We start from the raw sequence: 4,305 nt of genomic DNA on the forward strand, positions 1-4,305 counted from the left end.
CGCCGCCGCCAGCCACGAGCCGAGGCAAAGCAGCAGCGCAGCCAAAGCCCAGCAGATCGACAAGCCGTGCTCGACCAGGCCGACCAGCTTGTTCTGGGCGTGAGTCTTGATCAGATCGCCGCGCCGGTTCTCCAGGGGCTTCCAGAAATTCAGGGCGGCGGTCGAAGCCGCCGCCGCCGCGCCGCACAGTAGCGCGATCGCGCCGATGCGCGGCGAGGCGAAGATCACCCCCGCCATCGGCAGCGCCAGCAGGAGCGCGACGGGAACGGCGATCGCCTCGATCTTGCGGCGCAGGATTTCGCCCGGCGCGACCGGCGCGGTGGCGACGAAATCGCCGGCGTCCTCGCTCGACGCCGCGAGAAAGGCCAGCGCCGCCGAAAGCTGGGCGGCGATGGCGACCAGGGCCGGCGCGACGGACAGAGCGATCGAACCGTTCGGGCCCATGCTCTTCCAGATGACGAGCGCCACCGGCAAGGTGTAGAGCGATTGCAGCAGGATCTGCGACAGCAGATAGGGATCGCGCGCCAGCAGCCGCCATTCCTTGCGCCGCAAGGCCCCGGCGCGGTCGCTGCGGAAGGCCGCCTCCCGGCGGCGCGCGCCGCGCGCATGGCCCTCGCCGGCCGCGATCAGCGCGCCGCGCGCGAAAGCCGGGCCGAGCGACCGGATCGCCAGGACGAAGACGAAGCCGCCGAGCAGCGTCCAGAGCACTAGCGCGGCCAGTTCGGCCGCTGCCGCGCGGGCCGGCAGCCAGAGCGCGCCGCGCTGGTCGAGCCAGCTTCCCGCCGCCGGATGGGCGAGCGCCTGCTGCAATTCGGCCTGGCTATGGGCCGGGATGAAATTGAAGATCTGCGCGCAGATCACAAACCAGGCGCCGACGAGGGTCGCCAGCACCTGGGTCGCCGCGCGGGTGCGCTTCGGCCCGAGCAGGCGGAACAGGCCGAGCGTCATGGCGAAGCTCAGCCCTGTCATCATCAGCACCGAAGCGGCCAGGGTCGGATAGACCGCGAGCCAGCGCGGGCCGCCGAGAACCGCCGCCATATTGACCACCGGCAGCAGGAACATGCCGATGGCGCCGAAACTTTCGATGGCCACGGCGCAGGCGCGCGAGGCCAGGATCCTGCGCGGCGGCAGCGGCGCGGACAGAAGCAGGTCGAGATCGCCGCGCGAATAGAGCGCCCGTGTCGCGCCGGTCAGGCCCTGTGACAGAAGCCAGGGCAGGATGATGACGAAGCCGAGGCCGTTCAGCGTGACGGCCCCGTCGCGCGCCGCCAGCGACAGCAGGCCGCCGGCCAGCGGCCAGGCGCAGAGATGCAAAGCGGCGGAAGCCAGGCCGAGCACGACGAGCGCCCGCACATTGCTCTCCGCACGTAAAAAGGCGCGCATGCGGCGCCAGGAAATCGTCAGATCATGCCGGATCAGGCGACCGAGCGACAGCGATGGCGGCGTCCCGTCATCCTGCGCGCGGGCGGTTGGCGCTGGCCAGGACGAGCGCAATTCGGCCACCGGGGTCACGCCGCCACTCCGCGCGCGGTGAGATCGAGGAAGACATCTTCGAGACTGGCGCTCGCGGCGGCGCTGAGGGCGCGCAGGCCCGCGAGATCGCCCTCGGCGATCAGGCGGCCATGAGCGATGATGCCGATCCGGTCGGCGAGCTTTTCCGCCACTTCGAGAATATGGGTGGTCAGCACCACCGCCACGCCCTGTCGCGTCTGTTCGGTCAGCATGTCCTTGACGAGGCGCGCGGCGCCGGCGTCGAGCCCGGTGAGCGGCTCATCCAGCATCAGCAGGCGTGGCGCATGGATCAGCGCCCCGGCGAGCGCCACCTTCTGCCGCATGCCGCGCGAAAACCCCTCGCAGCGCTGGTTGCGCTGCTCCCAAAGGCCGAGCCGGCGCAGCAGATCTTCCGCGCGCGCGGCGGCCTCGGCATTGTCGAGCCCCCAGAGCCCGGCGACGAATTCGAGATATTCCAGCGGCGCCAGCTTGTCATAGAGCAAGGGCTCGTCCGGCAGCCAGGCGGTGACCGCCTTGGCCACCAGCGGATTTTTGCGCGCATCGACCCCGCAGATCGAGATTTCCCCGTCGTCCGGCTGCAGCAGGCCAGCGACCATGCGCAGGGTCGTGGTCTTGCCGGCGCCATTGGCGCCAAGCAAAGCGTAGAATTCGCCCGGACGAATGGCCAGATCGAGCCCGTCCACCGCGCATTTGCCGGCGCCTTTGTCGAAACTCTTGCGCAGCGCGCGCAGGCGGAGGGCGTCGGGAGCGGAATCGTCGAAGGGCGCGGGCATGCGGGGGGCTTTCGGCAAGTGACTGCGGCGCAAGATACCCCCCGCCGCTTGCTACGCCGTTAAGCCGATCGCCAGCTTTGGAACGAGCCCGAAAGCGCGGGTTTCAGCGCCGCGCCGCGCAAACAATGGCGCGGCGCCGACATCCCCTGGGCTAAATCTAAAGCACGAATGAGCGCTATTGTTTCATATAGCCTACATAGTAAATGCCGAGGATCTCATTGTCCGCGCCTTTGATCGGTTCGTAGCCCGTTACATAAGGCTTTCCCAAGATGTTCGCCTCGCCGTAATAGGCCATGCGGTCCTTGATCTTTCCGATCACCGGCCCGTTGGGGTCGAGCATCGTTCCGATCGCTCGCGAGCCGTCGTCCTTTTTCACATTGGTGGCGATACGGATGAAATTCTCGCCATCCTTCACGAAGAACGTTGCCGTTCCGCCGTTCTCCTTGACGACTTCATCGACCACCGCGAAATTATTGTTCATCTTGGTCGCGCCGAAATACAGCGCGGGAACCTCCTTGCCGGCAACCATATCTTTTCCTTCGATCTTCGGAGCCCCCAATTTGGCGGCCTTTGCTTTCAGGGCCGACATTGACGTCATTACTTTATCGCTCTGCGCCGTCGCTACGCTTTGAACGATCGAACAAAAGGCGATGGCGCATCCGACAGCGAACATTCCTGCGAGAAATTGCTTCCGCTTCATGATGACCTCCTCTTCGTTTTCCTCTGACCCGCCGGGCTCAACTCGACCCACGAGTCAGCCGTTCGGTCACGCACCGAAAACAAAAAGCGTCCCGGTATAGGACCGCAGCACCCTGGTTGGAATTTCCGCCTTCACGATCTCGAAGAACGGCTCGCCGCTGCAATGCAGCGGGATGACGTAATCGACATCCAGCTCCTTCAATGCGCCCACCGTCTCGCGGACATAGTCCTCCTTATAGGGCGCGAGGTGGAAGCCGCCGATCACCGCATGGACCTTGTTCACGCCCGACGCGGCCTGCGCCTGTTTGATCGCATTGACGACGCCGCGATGGCTGCACGAGGTCAACACGACCAGACCGCGCCCCCTGACGTTATAGGCCGTGGCGATCTCATGGCGGAACTGGTCGGGCGCACTCGCCAGTCCGCGTTCGTCCTCCGGCAATTTCTCGGCATAGCAGCCGAAGCCCTCCGCCACGCCGATCTTCATCACGCTCGGCGAAAGCACTTTCTCGAAGGATTTCTGTCCGATCTGCCCAGTCGTGAAAGCGTGGCCGGCAACGAGAGACGGACCCTCGACCGTGTTGACGGCGATCCTGGCCGCCTGCAACGCGCCGCGATCGATGGCGCCGAAATCGCCCTTGACGGGCGGGCCTGTCCATTGCCGCGCGCAAAATGCCTCCTCGCCGCCGATATAAAGCGGCAGGCCGGGTTTCAACGCAGAACCGTTCTGTTTGAGAAAGCCGGCCAGCCCTCCGAAATGATCGTAATGGCCATGGCTGAGCACCAAGGCGTCGAGGCTCGCCGGATCGAGGCCGACGAGCGTGGCGTTATTGAGCAGCGCTTCCGGCGTATAGCCGAAATCGACCAGCACATTGCGGGTCTCCTGGCCGCGTTGCGACTGCGCGTGCATGGCGAGTCCGAACTCGCTGATCAAGGTCCGGCCCGGCGCCTTGCCGTCGCCGAGACCCCAGCCGAAATGCATAATATCGACATCGCCGGCCTTACGGCTGGGCGCGACGGCGAACTGGTAGGAATCGACCAGAATGCGGATCGCGAGGCGGTCGATTTCAGGCGGCGCCGTCTGGAGCGCCTGAGCGCGCGCCGGACGCGCCGCCGCCAATGGCTGAAAGCAGCGCGGCCAGCGTCGCGCCGCGCAACAGGTCGCGGCGGTCAAGACCGCCGCAGCAATACGGACGTTTTGCTAAATGTCGGAGCATGGCCCCCTCCCTCGCGTCCGGCGATTGCTTCGGAGCGAATGATCGAAGGCGGCCGTCGAGGCCCAATGGCGCGTCAAATCGGGCGCGCGCGCGGCGCTTCTTGG

5 protein-coding genes are annotated in these 4,305 nt (G+C 66.2%); all 5 read right to left on the minus strand.

What is annotated here, in order from left to right; all coding sequences use genetic code 11:
- On the minus strand, positions 1-1,512 hold a 1,512-nt coding region (locus ACE3S9_RS15560; protein ID WP_374547392.1), incomplete at its 3' end, for a hypothetical protein.
- Entirely contained in the window at positions 1,509-2,285 is a 777-nt protein-coding gene (locus tag ACE3S9_RS15565) for an ABC transporter ATP-binding protein (protein ID WP_374547393.1), read from the minus strand. The genes ACE3S9_RS15565 and ACE3S9_RS15560, both read right to left, overlap by 4 nt.
- Before the next feature lie 175 nt (positions 2,286-2,460).
- Complete coding sequence (locus tag ACE3S9_RS15570; RefSeq protein ID WP_374547394.1) at positions 2,461-2,985, minus strand: Cache 3/Cache 2 fusion domain-containing protein; 525 nt, start codon at positions 2,983-2,985, stop codon at positions 2,461-2,463.
- 66 nt (positions 2,986-3,051) lie between these two features.
- Complete coding sequence (locus ACE3S9_RS15575) at positions 3,052-4,104, minus strand: MBL fold metallo-hydrolase (RefSeq protein ID WP_374547395.1); 1,053 nt, start codon at positions 4,102-4,104, stop codon at positions 3,052-3,054.
- The coding region (locus ACE3S9_RS15580) for a hypothetical protein (protein ID WP_374547396.1) at positions 4,052-4,305 on the minus strand (254 nt) is incomplete at its 5' end. The genes ACE3S9_RS15575 and ACE3S9_RS15580, both read right to left, overlap by 53 nt.

It is taken from the genome of Rhodoblastus sp., assembly GCF_041915505.1.
GTDB lineage: Bacteria > Pseudomonadota > Alphaproteobacteria > Rhizobiales > Beijerinckiaceae > Rhodoblastus.

Coding starts and splice junctions, on each gene's coding strand:
- ACE3S9_RS15565 (WP_374547393.1), bottom strand. CDS start 2,285: ATGCCCGCGCCCTTCGACGATTCCGCTCCCGACGCCCTCCGCCTGCGC.
- ACE3S9_RS15570 (WP_374547394.1), bottom strand. CDS start 2,985: ATGAAGCGGAAGCAATTTCTCGCAGGAATGTTCGCTGTCGGATGCGCC.